Origin of the sequence: Pseudomonas sp. R5-89-07, assembly GCF_003851685.1 — a bacterium.
In the GTDB taxonomy this organism is placed as follows: Bacteria; Pseudomonadota; Gammaproteobacteria; order Pseudomonadales; family Pseudomonadaceae; genus Aquipseudomonas.
This window is the reverse complement of sequence record NZ_CP027727.1, coordinates 5,817,968-5,830,757: the sequence shown is the minus strand read 5'-3', so window position 1 is coordinate 5,830,757 and position 12,790 is coordinate 5,817,968. Positions and strand designations below refer to the sequence as shown.

Annotated in this window: 8 protein-coding genes; all 8 read left to right on the top strand. The window is 65.5% G+C overall.

Going from position 1 to position 12,790, the window contains the following annotated elements:
- The first annotated feature begins 3 nt into the window (after nucleotides 1-3).
- Genes C4J94_RS26805 through C4J94_RS26770 form a run of 8 tightly spaced genes read left to right on the top strand, consistent with a single transcriptional unit; the run spans nucleotide 4 to nucleotide 12,719 of the window.
- Nucleotides 4-1,293 (top strand): DotU family type VI secretion system protein, encoded by a 1,290-nt coding sequence (locus C4J94_RS26805; protein ID WP_124388783.1) that lies wholly within the window; start codon nucleotides 4-6, stop codon nucleotides 1,291-1,293.
- Nucleotides 1,290-4,790: a type VI secretion system membrane subunit TssM gene (gene tssM, locus C4J94_RS26800; RefSeq protein ID WP_124388782.1), complete on the top strand. Its 3,501-nt coding sequence runs from the start codon at nucleotides 1,290-1,292 to the stop codon at nucleotides 4,788-4,790. The genes C4J94_RS26805 and tssM overlap by 4 nt, the downstream gene beginning before the upstream one ends.
- On the top strand, nucleotides 4,787-5,440 hold the full coding sequence (gene tagF / locus C4J94_RS26795) for a type VI secretion system-associated protein TagF (RefSeq protein ID WP_124388781.1): 654 nt from the start codon (nucleotides 4,787-4,789) through the stop codon (nucleotides 5,438-5,440). The genes tssM and tagF overlap by 4 nt, the downstream gene beginning before the upstream one ends.
- Entirely contained in the window at nucleotides 5,441-6,160 is a 720-nt protein-coding gene (locus tag C4J94_RS26790) for a PP2C family serine/threonine-protein phosphatase (protein ID WP_124388780.1), read from the top strand.
- Nucleotides 6,157-9,126: a serine/threonine-protein kinase gene (locus tag C4J94_RS26785; protein WP_124388779.1), complete on the top strand. Its 2,970-nt coding sequence runs from the start codon at nucleotides 6,157-6,159 to the stop codon at nucleotides 9,124-9,126. Before C4J94_RS26790 ends, C4J94_RS26785 begins: the two co-directional genes overlap by 4 nt.
- Complete coding sequence (locus tag C4J94_RS26780) at nucleotides 9,126-9,830, top strand: ABC transporter ATP-binding protein (protein ID WP_124388778.1); 705 nt, start codon at nucleotides 9,126-9,128, stop codon at nucleotides 9,828-9,830. The genes C4J94_RS26785 and C4J94_RS26780 overlap by 1 nt, the downstream gene beginning before the upstream one ends.
- A complete protein-coding gene (locus tag C4J94_RS26775; RefSeq protein ID WP_124388777.1) occupies nucleotides 9,830-11,014 on the top strand; it encodes an ABC transporter permease in 1,185 nt (394 codons plus the stop codon). The genes C4J94_RS26780 and C4J94_RS26775 overlap by 1 nt, the downstream gene beginning before the upstream one ends.
- Complete coding sequence (locus C4J94_RS26770; protein ID WP_124388776.1) at nucleotides 11,007-12,719, top strand: SUMF1/EgtB/PvdO family nonheme iron enzyme; 1,713 nt, start codon at nucleotides 11,007-11,009, stop codon at nucleotides 12,717-12,719. Before C4J94_RS26775 ends, C4J94_RS26770 begins: the two co-directional genes overlap by 8 nt.
- Nucleotides 12,720-12,790 lie beyond the last annotated feature (71 nt).

Here is a 12,790-nt window from a genome sequence, read left to right as displayed (position 1 = left end):
GCGATGCACCCCAATGATGATGACCGCACTCAGTTCATGCCGCGCCCCGGCGGCCGTGCGCCGGAACCTGCGCGTGCGGAGCCGGCGCCTTTGTCGATGCCGGCCGCGCCGATGCTCACCGGCAAGAGCCAGGGCCTCAACCCGCTGGAAAGCGCCGCCGGCCCGCTGCTGGCCTTGCTGACGCGGTTGCGCAACACCATCGCGCACCCGGCGCCGGCCAGCCTGCGCGCACAGTTGCTGGCCTATCTGCGCCAATTCGAAGAGCGCGCCGAAGCCGCCGGTGTGGCGCGCAACGAAGTGCTGCTGGCCCGTTACGCGCTGTGCACCGCCCTCGATGAAGCGGTGTTGAGCACGCCGTGGGGCAGCACCAGCGATTGGGGCAAGCAAAGCTTGCTGATCACCGTGCACAACGAAGCCTGGGGCGGCGAGAAGGTCTTCCAGTTACTTGACCACTGCCTGCAAAGCCCGCGGGAACGCCTGTACCTGCTGGAGCTGCTGTACTTGTGCATGTGCCTGGGTTTCGAAGGGCGCTACCGCGTGATGACCGACGGGCGCAGCCAGCTGGAAGCCTTGCGCGAGCGCACCGCAGCGGCGATTCGCAACGCTCGCGGCGAGCATGAGCGCGAGCTGTCGCCGCACTGGCGCGGCGTCACCGTGGCGCGCGATCGCCTGGCGCAGTTCATGCCGCCTTGGATCGCCGTGGCCATCGGCCTGGCGCTGCTTTTGGCGTTGCTGTTTGGCTTGCGCATGAAGCTGGCGTCGGATGCCGAACCGGTATTCAAGAATATCCATGCACTGGGCGAGATCCCGGTGCAGGCCATCGACCGTCCGGTGGCGCAGCCAAAAGTCATCGAGCGGCCACGCCTGGCCGGGTTCCTGGCCGAAGACATCAAGGCCGGCCGCGTCGCGGTGGAAGACAAGGTCGACCGCTCGGTCGTGACCATTCGGGGTGACGAACTGTTTGCGTCCGCCAGCTCCAGCATCGTCGATGACTACCAGCCGCTGATGCTGCGCATCGCCGACGCCATCCGCAAGGTCAAGGGCCAGGTCCGGGTGACCGGCCACAGTGACAATCGCCCGATTGCCACGCTGCGCTTCCCGTCGAACTGGGCGCTGTCCGAAGCACGGGCCAAGTCGGTACTGGACATCCTTGCCGCCAAGACCGGCCAGGCCGAGCGCTTCAGCGCCGAAGGCCGCAGCGACACCGAGCCGTTGGCGACCAACAGTACTGCCGAAGGCCGTGCCCGCAATCGTCGGGTTGAAATCACCGTATTGGCGGAGGGCGTCGAGTGAAGGCGTTTTTCAGTTTCATGATTCGCTGGGTGATCCCCGTGCTGGGGTTGATCGCCCTGAGCCTGATCATCTGGTTCGTTGGGCCGTTGCTCGACATGCTGGCACCCGAAGGACGCCGCTGGGCGCTGATCATCCTGGTGTTCGCGCTGTGGATTGCCTACCGCGTATTCCGCATCATCCAGGCGCGCCGTCAGGCCGCCGAGGTCATGCGCAGCCTGGCCGCAGAAACCCCGGCCGACCCCAACAGCGTTGCCACTGCCGAAGAACTCAGCACCCTGCGCCAGCGCATGGACGAAGCCCTGGCGCTGCTGAAAAAGGCCAAGCTGGGTGGCGACGAGCGCCGCAACCTCTACGAACTGCCGTGGTACGTGATCATCGGCCCGCCGGGTTCGGGCAAGACCACTGCGCTGGTCAACTCCGGGCTGCACTTCCCGTTGGCCGCGCAGTTGGGTGCCGGTGCGGTGCGCGGCGTCGGCGGCACGCGTAACTGCGACTGGTGGTTTACCGATCAGGCCGTGTTGCTCGACACCGCCGGGCGCTATACCACCCAGGACAGCAACTCCACGGTGGATAAAGCCGCTTGGCTGGGCTTTCTCGACCTGTTGAAAAAGCAGCGCTCGCGCCGCCCGATCGACGGCGCCTTCATCGCCATCAGCCTGTCGGACCTGCTGCTCGGCACCGACGCCGAACGCGCCGCCCATGCCGCTGCCATCCGCCTACGCATCCAGGAGCTGTACACCCAGCTGGGGGTGCGCTTTCCGATCTACCTGATGCTGACCAAGCTCGACCTGGTGCCAGGCTTCATGGAGTTCTTCGACAACCTGAGCAAAGAAGAGCGCGCCCAGGTGTGGGGCATGACCTTTGCCCTGGACGATGGCAAGCACAGCGACAGCCCGTTGGCGCACCTGCAAAGCGAGTTCGCCGGCCTGGAACAACGCCTCAACGAACGCCTGGTGGAACGCCTGCAACAGGAACGCGACCCGGCGCGGCGCGACCTGATCTACGGTTTCCCGCAGCAGTTCGGTGCGTTGAAAGATTGCCTGCAGAGCTTCCTCGAAGGGGTGTTCAAACCCAACGCCTTCGAAGAGCGCGTGCTGTTGCGCGGCGTGTATTTCACCAGCGGCACCCAGGAAGGCAGCCCGATTGACCGCCTGATCGGCGCCATGGCCCAGAGCATGAACCTGGACCGTCAGCACCTGGCGCGCCAGAGCGGCACGGGGCGCAGTTACTTTATCGAAAAACTGTTCACCGCCGTGGCCTTTGCCGAACGTGGATTGGTGGGGGTAAACCCGAAAGTCGAGCGCCGCCGCAAGTGGATCGCCCGGGGTGTGCTGGCCGCCACCGTGGCCACCGTTGTGGTGGTCAGCGGCCTGTGGTGGGTAAGTTATCGCGCCAACCAGGCGTATATCGCCCAGGTCGATCAAAAGGTCGCGCCCCTGGGCCAGACCGTGCAGAACCTCAGCCCGGCGCAGCGTGAAGTCTTGGCCGTACTGCCGCTGCTCAACGCGGTGAAGCACCTGGCCGGAGATTCGCCGAGCTGGTCCGAAGGGCTGGGGCTGTACCAGGGCGACATGCTCGAAGCCGAGTCGGCGAGCGTTTACCGCAAGTTGCTGATCGCGGTCTTTGCGCCGCGCCTGGTCACGCGCATCGAAGAGCAACTGCACGGCGGCGGCAATTCGGATTTTCTCTACGAAGGCCTCAAGGCTTACCTGATGCTGGCCGACAGCGAGCATTACGACCCGGACTTCATCAAGGCCTGGATCGCCCTCGACTGGGACCGCAACCTTCCACGCGACCTGCCGGCCGATCAGCGCCAGGCGTTGACCGGGCATTTGCAGGCGCTGTTTGACCGCCACCCACCGAATGCTCGCCTCGACCCACGCCTGATCGACGACCTGCGCCGCCAACTGCAACAGCTGCCGGTGGCCCAGCGCGTCTACGACCGGGTCAAGCGTCAGAAACTGCCCGAAGGCATCCCGGACTTTCGCATCAATGAAGCCGCCGGCCGTGATGCCGCGCTGGTGTTCAGTCGCAAGAGCGGCAAGCCGTTGGGCGAACCGCTGAGCGGGTTTTTCACCGCCAAGGGTTATCGTCAGGGGTTTTTGCTGAGCAGCCTGAACCAGACCGGCACCCTGGCGGAAGAGCAATGGGTGCTCGGCCAGGAACAGGCCGACCAGCAGAACGTGGTGAGCCTGGCTGCCGATGTGCGCCGCTTGTACTTCCAGGATTATCAGCGCCAGTGGGATGCGTTGCTGGCAGACATCGACTTTGTGCCGATCACCAGCGTGGCCCAGGCGGCCGATGTGCTGCGGGTGATTTCCGGCCCGACCTCGCCGCTGAAAAAGCTGCTGGTGGCGGTGGCCAAGGAAACCGACCTGCAAGCCGAAGAGCGCCAATTGGCGGCCAAGGGCGTGCCGGTGGAAGGCGGCGTCGACAAGCTCAAGGAGCGCCTGGGCAGCCTGCTTGGTCAGGAGCAACCGAGCGCCAACGCGCCCGCTGCGGCGGACGATCCGGTCACCGCGCACTTTGCCGAACTCAACAGCATCGTCAGTAAAAACGAAGGCGAGCCGGCCGCTATCGATGGCTTGCTGTCGGACATGAACGCGCTGTACGTGCAGGTCAGCGCCATGGTCGGTGCCAGCGGCGATGCCTTGCTGGGCGAGGCGAAGAACCAGGCGGCGGCTGCGGCCACGCGGGTCAGCCTGAATGCCGAACGCCAACCGCCGCTGGTGCAGGGCATGGTCAAGTCGGTGGTCAATTCCACCACCAATAGCATGATGGGCGGGGTGCGTAACCAGTTGAACGCGGCCTGGGTCAGTGAAGTGGTCAACGTGTATCGCCAGTCCCTGGCCGGCCGTTACCCGATGTCGCCGGGCAGTGCACGGGACGCCACCCTGGATGATTTCGGCCAGTTTTTCGGCGTCGGCGGGGTGATGGATAACTACTTTCGCAAGTACCTGCAGCCTTACGTAGACACCTCGGCCCAGACCTGGCGCTGGCAGCCGGGCGCGGCGCAGAAGCTCGGCATTGCGCCAGGCGTGCTGCAAACCTTCCAGCGTGCGGCGACGATTCGCGACGCGTTCTTCAGGTCCGGCGGCACGCAACCCATCGTGCGCTTCGAACTCAAGCCGGTGTCGATGGACCCGACCATCACCCAGTTCCTGCTTGACCTCGATGGCCAGCAACTGAGCTACGACCACGGCCCGAGCCGCCCGGTGGCGATGCAATGGCCGAACCCCGGCAGCAGTGGCGTGGTGCGGCTGTCGATCATGCCGCCGTCGACCAGCGGACGCTCCGGCGTAACCCTCGACGGCCCGTGGGCCTGGTTCCGCCTGCTGGAGCAATCGGACCTTACCGCCGGCAACTCGCCAGACCGCTTCAACCTGCGCCTGCGGGTCGACGGTGCGAGCATTGCCTACGAGCTGCGCGCCAACAGCGCCTTCAACCCGTTCAAGAGCCGCGTGCTCAGCGGCTTCAGCCTGCCGGAGCGGCTATGACGACGCTGGGTTTCTACGGCAAGTTGGCCAGTCGCGGTGATTTTGTCAGCCGCGCCTTGCCCCAGAGTTTTATCGGCCCCTGGGACAGCTGGCTGGCGGCGGGTTTGCTCGCCAGCCAGAACAGCCTGGGTGGTGACTGGCTCAACGCTTACCTGGTCAGCCCGCTGTGGCGCTTTGTGCTCGCGCCAGGCGTGTGCGGGCCGGACGCGGCGGCGGGTGTGCTGATGCCAAGCATCGATCGAGTCGGGCGCTATTTTCCGCTGGCGGTGGTGGTGGTGCTCGATCACGACATCAACCCGGCCTCCCTGGTGGGCGGGCCTGATGCGTGGTTCGAGCAGGCCGAGGAGCTGTTGCTGAGCACGCTGGACACCGGCGCCACGTTCGAAGCGTTCAATGCTGGCCTGGACAACCTTGGCCTGCCAGCGACGGCACCGCGTGCGGTCGACAGCCGTTTTGCCGGCCTGCAACGCGTGGCCGCCACCGTGCCCCACGGGCGCATGACGGCGCTTGCCGAACAGGCCTGCGAAGGTGCCAGCCTTTGGTGGGGACGAGGTTCGCAGCGTATTTCCCCCGGTTTATTGCGGTGCCAGGGCTTGCCTGTCGCCAACGATTTTGCGCAGTTTTTGCTCGGACAAGAAGGTGTGATGTAGATGGGCGCGACGTATGTATCCGCGAGCAAAAGCCATGTGGGCATGGTGCGCCAGGTCAATGAAGACGCGTGCCTGGACCTGCCGCAAAACCGCCTGTGGGTGGTGGCCGATGGCATGGGTGGGCACGCGGCGGGGGACTATGTCAGCAGCCTGATCGTCGACAGCCTGCGCAACGTGCCGGTGGGACGCTCCCTTGAGGAATACGCGGCGGCCTTGCGCAACGACCTGATCCGCATCAACGCGGCTGTCCGCGAAGAAACCGCCAACCGTGGCGTGACCATGATGGGCAGCACCGTGGTGGTGCTGGCGGCGCGTGGCTTGCGCGGGGTGTGCCTGTGGGCCGGAGACAGTCGCCTGTACCGCCTGCGCGATGGTGAGCTGCACAGCATTTCCCGCGACCACAGCTACGTGCAGGACCTGCAAGACAGCGGCCTGCTCAGCGAAGCCGACGCCCGTGTGCATCCGCGCGCCAACATCGTGACCCGCGCAGTGGGCGTGGAAGCGCAACTGGACGTGGCCTCGGTCGACCTGTTGATCGCCCCCGGCGACAGCTACCTGCTGTGCAGCGACGGCCTGACCAAAACCGTCGAAGACCACGAAATCCGTGAAGTGCTCGGCCATGACGCGCCCGATGAAATCGTACGCAGCCTGGTGCACCTGGGGCTCAATCGCGGCGCGCCGGACAACATCACCACCATCGTCGTGAAGGTGTCGCCATGAATATTGTCATCCCCGGCTATGACATCGAAGGCGAAATCGGCGAAGGCGCCATGGCCAATGTGTACCTGGCGACCCAGCGTTCGCTGGAACGCAAGGTGGCACTCAAGGTGATGGCGGCGGCGCTGGCGGCCGACCCGAGCTTCTGCGAACGCTTCCTGCGCGAGGGCAAGACCCTGGCGCGCTTGTCGCACCCGCACACGGTGACTATCCATGACATCGGCAATGTCGGTGAGCTGTATTACATGGCCATGGAATACCTGCCCAACGGCACGCTCAAGGAGCGCATCGCTGCCGGGCTGACCCCGGAGCAGGGCGTGACGCTGATCCGCCAGATTGCCTCGGCGCTCGGTTATGCCCACGCCCAGGGCCTGGTGCACCGCGACGTCAAGCCGGCGAACATTCTGTTCCGCGCCGACGGCACGGCGGTGTTGTCGGACTTCGGCATCGCCAAGTCCTTGGACGACCGCACCCAGTTCACCCAGGCCGGCTTTGCCGTGGGCACGCCGAGCTACATGAGCCCGGAGCAGGCGCGCGGCCAGGAGATCGACGGTCGCGCCGACCTGTATGCGCTAGGCGTGGTGCTCTACGAAATCCTGGTGGGCAAGCTGCCTTACAGCGGCACCGATGCGCTCTCCACCGCGCTGGCCCACCTGACCGAGCCCTTGCCGGAACTGCCGGTGCACCATGGCCGCTACCAGAGTGTGCTGCGCAAGTTACTGGCCAAGGACCCGGCAGAGCGTTATCCGGATGCGGCGGCGTTGCTGCTGGCGCTGGATCAACTGCCGGCGCAGTCGCCAGAGGCCACCTTGGTGCGGCCGCTGCCGATCCCGCTCAGCTTTGACCTGGCGGGGATCACGCCGGAGTCCATTGAAATACCGACGGGCCAGCCGCAACCCGTGCGTCGGCCGGTGGTGGCGCCGATGCAACACAGCGAGCAGCGCCGCGGGCCGGTATTGGCGCTGGCGGCGGTTGCCGTGGCAGTGGCTCTGGCCATCGGTGGCGCCAGTTACTGGTGGTTGGGCGGCACCGATGAATCGGTCAAGCCGCCGGCTGCCGTGGTGCCTCAAGCCAAGCCACCTGCGGCGGCGGTTGCGGTTGCGGATGCGGATGGCGGCCAGCGTCCGCTGCTGATGGCCGGCAAGAAGACCCTGTTCCAGCGTGTGCTGAGCAAGCCCGGCGCGAAGCTTTCCAACGAGGCGGGCAGCGCGTCGGGCAAAGCCTTGCCGGCGTTTTCCGTGCTCTACGTGTACCAGCGCAAGGAGGTCGACGGCAGCCCTTGGGTGCGGGTCGGCGCGGCCACCGATGGTCGCAGTGACGGTTGGCTGCCGGCCTCGCAGGTCAGTGACTGGAAGCAGAGCCTGGTGCTCAAGTTCACCGAGCGCTCAGGCCGGGCGCCGGTGATGTTCCTGCGCCAGTCCGCTGAGGTGGAAAAACTGCTGGCCGACCCCGCAGCGGCGAAAAGCGTGTTGGCCAAGGCGCAGAACAACCGCGAAGACAATCAACAAGTCCTGGCCCTGGAACCCACCGCCAGCGCGGTGCCGCAGAACCAGTTCTACCTGCTGCCGATCTTCGACGCCAAAGAGAGCTTCGACGAAAACGGCCAGCCCGTGCAACTGCTCAATGTCGCCTCCATCGACCCTGGCAGCAGCGCCATTGCCAAGCCGGCGGCCGCCGTGGCTGGCGCCAATGCCGACGCCTTCCGCACGGCGGTGGTGTTGGTGGTGGACACCACCGTGTCGATGCAGCCGTATATCGACCAGGTGCGCGACGTGGTGCACGAACTGCAAACCCGTATCGCCGAACGCGGCGAGCTGGACAGCGTCAGCTTCGGCCTGGTGGGCTTTCGCAACAGCATCAAGAAAACCCCCGGCCTGGAATACGTGGCCAAGACCCTGATCACCCTCGACCAGGGCCGCGACCCGCAACGCTTCCTGGACATGGCGCGGCAGGTCAAGGCGTCGACGGTGTCCAGCCATTCGTTCAACGAAGACGCGTTTGCCGGGGTGATGCAGGCGGTGGACGGCATGGATTGGTCCGGCTACGGCGGGCGCATCATCCTGCTGGTCTCCGATGCCGGGGCGTTGCGCAAGAACGACCCGTTCGCCGCCACCCAGATGAACGAAGCCGAAGTGCGCCAGGCGGCGCTGGGCAAGCAGATCAAGATCTACGCGTTGCATCTGCGCACCGACGCCGGCAAGAAAACCCATGCCGGCGCCGAAAGCCAGTACCGCACCCTGACTGCCGACGCAAACCCGCAGATCGGCGACCTGTACACAGCGGTGCCCGGTGGTGACGTGCGCAAGCTGGGTGAGCGGGTCGACGAGATCGGCACGGTGTTCGCCAACCTCGTGCATCAGGTGCGCAGTAACACGCCGCAGCCGGTGCCGCTGCTCAGTGCCGCGCCGAGCCTGGCGGATAAGTCCGCAGCGGTCGGTTATGCGATGCACATGGATTTTCTTGGCCGCAAAACCGCGAGCCAGGCGCCCCAACTGGTCAGCGCCTGGACCGCCGACCGCGACCTGACCAACCCGGCGCTGCCGGCGTTCCAGGTGTGCGTGATGCTGACCAAGCTGCAACTGAACGACCTGCAGCAGTCGCTGAAACTGATCGTCGACGCGGCGCGCAAAACCCAAAGCTCGCCCAAGGATTTCTTCCAGGAAATCGCCAGCGCCTCGGCGTATATGAGCCGTGACCCGCAAGCCCTGCGCAAGGGCGGCAACCTGGCCGACGGCGGCCTGCTGGGCGAATACCTGGAGGGCCTGCCGTATCGCAGCAAGTCGCTGAACATGACCCAGGACCTGTGGTTGTCGTTGAGCGTGGCTGAGCAGGAAGACTTTATCGACGAGCTGGATTCGAAAATCCGCCTCTACGAAACCTTCCACAATGACCTGGCCAACTGGGTGCGTTTCGGCGATGCCGAACCGGGCGATGCGTTGTACCGCGTACCGTTGTCGACGTTGCCGTGATGCTGAGCCTGAACGCGGTGCACAAGAGCCGGGGCGTCGGCAGCCAGCGCTACAGCCTGGTGATTCCGGCGCTGCACTTGTGTGCCGGTGAGCAACTAGCGATTGTCGGGCCCAGCGGCTGTGGCAAGAGCACCTTGCTGGACATGCTGGCGCTGGTGTTGGCGCCGGATCGGAGCGGGCAGTTCGAGTTCAACCAGGTCGACATCGACGGGCTCTGGCGCGCGGATGGGCAAAGCGCCCTGGCAAGGTTGCGCAGCCGGCATCTGGGCTATGTGCTGCAAACCGGCGGGCTGCTGGGGTTTCTCGATGTGCGCGGCAACATTGCCTTGTCCCGCCAATTACTGGGCTTGAAGGACGACGGCAGCGTGGCGCGCCTGGCCGAGCAATTGGAAATCAGCGACCAGTTGGACAAGCCTCCAGCTGCCCTGTCGGTGGGCCAGCGCCAACGCGTGAGCTGCGCCCGCGCCCTGGCCCACGCACCGCAACTGGTGCTGGCCGACGAGCCGACCGCGTCCCTCGACCCGCTCAATGCCGAGCGTGTGATGCAGGCGCTACTGGCCCAGGCTCGCGAGCACCGCGCCGCCTGTGTGATTGCCACCCATGATGAACCCCTGGCCCGCGCCAGTGGCTTGCAGGTGCGGCGCATCGGCTGCCGTCGCGATGCGGATGGCGGTGTCACGGCGACGCTCGGGGAGGCGTGCTGATGCGCATCGGCCTGGTTGCGTCGCTCGCCTGGCAGGACTACCGCAACGATGCGTGGCTGTCGGCCTGCTCGGTGCTGGCGCTGGTGGCCGTTATCGCGCCATTGCTGGTGTTATTTGGGCTGAAATTTGGACTGGTTAGCAGTTTGACCGAACGCTTGGAGACCGACCCGGCTACCCGTGAAATCATTGCGCTGGGCGGTGGTCGATTCAGCAGTGCCTGGGTCGAGCAGTTGGGCCAGCGTAGCGATGTGGCGTTCGCCATACCGCGTACGCGGCAGATCGCGGCGACCGCGCAGGTGGGTGCTTTGGTATTGGAAATGCTGCCCACCGCCTCGGGCGACCCGTTGCTGGCTGGCTTGCCGATGCCCAAGGGCCTGGACCAGATCGTGCTCAGCCATACCGCCGCCGAGAAGCTTGCGGCGCGGCCCGGCGACTGGCTGGAGACCCGCTTTGCGCGGCAACTGGCAGGGCGCGTCGAGGCGCAGCGCACGCGGGTGCAGGTGCTGGCGGTATTGCCGCTGGAGGCCTTTGCCCGTGACGGGCTGTTTGCTGACCTGGCGTTGCTGGAGGCGGTGGAAGATTATCGCGACGGCCGCGCGGTGCCGGCGTTGCAGTGGGAGGGTGAGGTGGTCGGCGTGGGCGAGCAGCGGGTGTATCCGGCGTTTCGCTTGTATGCGCGCACGCTCACCGACGTGGAACCGCTGCGCCTGTACTTCGCCGGGCAGCAGGTGCTGGTGTCGACCCAGGCGCAAACCATCGCCCAGGTGCAGTCGTTGAGTCGCAACCTGTCGATCGTATTCTGGATTATCTGCGGGTTGGCGTTGGCCGGTGCATTCGCGGCGACGTTCGCCGGGGCGCTGGCTGCGGTGGCGCGCAAGCGTCGGGAGTTGTCGGTGTTGCGCCTGTTGGGCTTTTCCACGGCCGCGCTGTTGTTGTTTGTGGTGATGCAGGCGCTGTACAGCGCGAGTGTTGCCGCCGTGCTCAGTGCCGGGTTGTATGGCCTGGCCGAAACCGTTGTGAATAAGCTATTCGTGCAGGTGCCGGGCGAACACGCCAGCCATCTGTTGGCGCGTCACTACGGCTTGGCCCTGGTAGCTGTACTCGGCGTCAGCGCCGTGGCGGCGGCCTGTGGTGGTTGGCGAGTGGCGCGTATCCAGGCTTCTGAAGGAATCAGAGATGTTTAAGTTAGTGGGCGCCTGTGTGGCGCTGAGCCTGGCCTCGCTGGCCTGGGCCGATGAGGCAAGCGACAAGCTCGACAACCCCAAGCCGTTGCCGGACGACGTGAGCCTGCCGCTGCCGTGCGAAGGCAGCATGGTGTTCCGCTACGCCTATGTGCTGGCCCAGGGCACCCTGGACGACCGTGAGGTCAACCTCGGCTACCCCTTTGCCGAAGGCGAGGCGGGCTATCAGCAGTCGTTCATCTCCGGTTACCGGCGCGACTTCATCAACGGCCAGTTCACCCTCAAGGACCTGCCCAAGGACTGGAGCAGCGTGATCGCGCCGCTGATGCCGAAGACCGACGCCAAGACCCCGCTCAAGCCCATGCTGTACTTCATCGGCAAATACGAAGTGACCGCCCGCCAGTACGCCCAGGTGATGTCCCAGGCCCAGTCGCTGGCCAGCGGCGAGCCGGCGCCGGCCTGCGATGCGCCCACCGGCATGGCCGGGCGCTTGCCGAAAGTAAAGCTGTCGCGCTTTGAGGCCGAGCGTTTCTCGGCGGTGTACAGCGCCTGGCTGATGAAATACCACCGCGAGTTGCTGCCGGTGAGTGGTCGCGGCGCCTCGGCCGAAGACGGCGGCCTGGGCTTTGTGCGCTTGCCCACCGAGGTGGAATGGGAATTCGCCGCGCGCGGTGGCCAGGCGGTGAGCCGTCAGGACCTGGAGGGGCGCCTGTTTCCACGCCGCGTCGAGGGCAGTGAAAGCGACGGGCCACTGAGCGATTACGCGGTGTTCAACCAGGTCGCCGGCGGCACTGGCCAGGCTGCACGGCTGATGCCCATCGGCACCAAGCTGCCCAACCCGATTGGTATGTTCGATGTGATCGGCAATGCCGCGGAAATGGTTCAGGAATCCTTCCAACTCGTTCACGCCGGGCGCCGCCAGGGCACCTATGGCGGCTTCGTGGTCAAGGGCGGCAACTACCTGGAGGGCGAAGGCACGTTATTCACCGGCATGCGCCGCGAGTACCCGCTGTTTGCCGCCGACGGCACCGAGCAAAGCAATGAGACCACCGGCTTTCGCGTCGCGATTGGCGCGCTGTCGGCGCCGCGCTCACGCTACAAGGAATTGTTTGTGCAGTGGCAGAAAGAAGGCCGCCTGGCGTCGCTGACCGACGCCATCGACGACGCCCAGGACCCGACCAAGCGCCTGGACAGCATCATCGCCGCCAGCGTCGACCCCAAGCTGCAAGCCGAACTGGGCCTGGTCAACGAAGAGCTCAAGCGCAACGTTTCGCTGATCGCCCAGCAGCGCGAAGAAGCGGCGGGCAACCTGATCCAGTCCGCCGCATTGGTGGCCGAGACCATCAGCAACTACAACATCCGCCTGGCCAACCTGCAGAAGAGTCGCCAGCAGGCCGTGGACAACAAGGACCAGGCCAGCGCGCAGTTGTTCGACATGGCGATTGCCAACGGGCGCAGCGCACTGGACGGCGCCGTGGCGATCTACATCGACAACCTGGCCACCGGCACGCGCTACACCGATGCGGTGATCCAGGCACAGTTTCAACGAATCAAGGAAGAGTTGGATCGCAAGCCAGTGCTCGGCAAGAGCCTGGTGACGCGCGCGACACTGTTCGTTCGCCATGTCGGCAACTACCGCAAGCAACAGCGGGCCGACCCGGCAACGATCTTGAAGGAATTGCTCGCAGCGAGCGGTCAGCGGTCTTGATCGTTGGCTGTCTAGCGAGCTTGGAAGGGACTCAGGCGGCGGTGGGCCGTGCTGGGCAAGTCAAACTTAAT

Bases quoted from the DNA above. Each gene is read 5' to 3' on its own strand.
- C4J94_RS26770 (WP_124388776.1), top strand. From the start codon at position 11,007: ATGTTTAAGTTAGTGGGCGCCTGTGTGGCGCTGAGCCTGGCCTCGCTG.
- C4J94_RS26775 (WP_124388777.1), top strand. From the start codon at position 9,830: ATGCGCATCGGCCTGGTTGCGTCGCTCGCCTGGCAGGACTACCGCAAC.
- tagF (WP_124388781.1), top strand. From the start codon at position 4,787: ATGACGACGCTGGGTTTCTACGGCAAGTTGGCCAGTCGCGGTGATTTT.
- C4J94_RS26790 (WP_124388780.1), top strand. From the start codon at position 5,441: ATGGGCGCGACGTATGTATCCGCGAGCAAAAGCCATGTGGGCATGGTG.
- C4J94_RS26805 (WP_124388783.1), top strand. From the start codon at position 4: ATGCACCCCAATGATGATGACCGCACTCAGTTCATGCCGCGCCCCGGC.
- C4J94_RS26785 (WP_124388779.1), top strand. From the start codon at position 6,157: ATGAATATTGTCATCCCCGGCTATGACATCGAAGGCGAAATCGGCGAA.
- C4J94_RS26780 (WP_124388778.1), top strand. From the start codon at position 9,126: ATGCTGAGCCTGAACGCGGTGCACAAGAGCCGGGGCGTCGGCAGCCAG.